At 34.2% G+C, this 810-nt stretch carries 1 protein-coding gene; it reads left to right on the forward strand.

Annotated features, from left to right (window positions below):
- The coding region (locus tag AB671_RS22630; RefSeq protein WP_185116247.1) for a hypothetical protein at window positions 1–810 on the forward strand (810 nt) is incomplete at both ends.

Raw genomic sequence — 810 nt, forward strand, 5'->3', positions numbered from 1 at the left:
TGGCAATCTTGTATAAGTACTAGTGGTGCCCAATGCCCAAATGCGGGAATTGGTGAAGGAGGAGAACCTGTTACAGAATTCTATAGAGAAGTAACTTTGGAGCCAGGAACTTACTATGCATCTCTTAGTGGAAGTTATGGGATAACTCAAAGACCAGTTTCCTATTATCTTACAGCATCTACAAAGGAGCGTTCTTTTCTTAGTTATGTGACTAAGAAAGGTGGTGGGCTCAGAATTAATGATATTAAGTATTTTGACGCCCCAGCTTCAACTGTACCCGCTAAGGAATTTGTATATGATTACAAGGATATAGAAAATCCTCAAAAAAGCAGTGGTGCTTTGGTTTTCCCAGAACCAATTTTTAATTATACGGAAATGATTACTTACGATTATATAGTTGTAGCTCCTGAAAGTATTTACTATAATGCCATTATTGATACAACTACAGACTTCAATATACTACCATCTGAAAAAACACAAGGGTCTGATGTGGGATATCAATATGTAACCGTAAAGCAGATTATAAAAGATACTAACAATACAATTACGGATAAAGGTAAAACAGTATACAAGTTCAGATCTCCAATAGACTTTCCGAATCCGGATACTTTTAGTCTCGAAATGCCTATAGTTCCTATTTCTAATCGGGATTATTTGAGAGGACAAATGATTTTTGAAAAAAAGTATGATGATAATGGAAAGATACTTTCGGAAGTGAATAATGAATATACTACACTTGAGTTTACGAAACTAGAAGGTATAAAAGCGAAGGATAATCACTATAATATAATTAACCCCAATTATTATATA

The sequence above is a fragment of the Chryseobacterium sp. BGARF1 genome (assembly GCF_001677955.1).
In the GTDB taxonomy this organism is placed as follows: domain Bacteria; phylum Bacteroidota; class Bacteroidia; order Flavobacteriales; family Weeksellaceae; genus Chryseobacterium.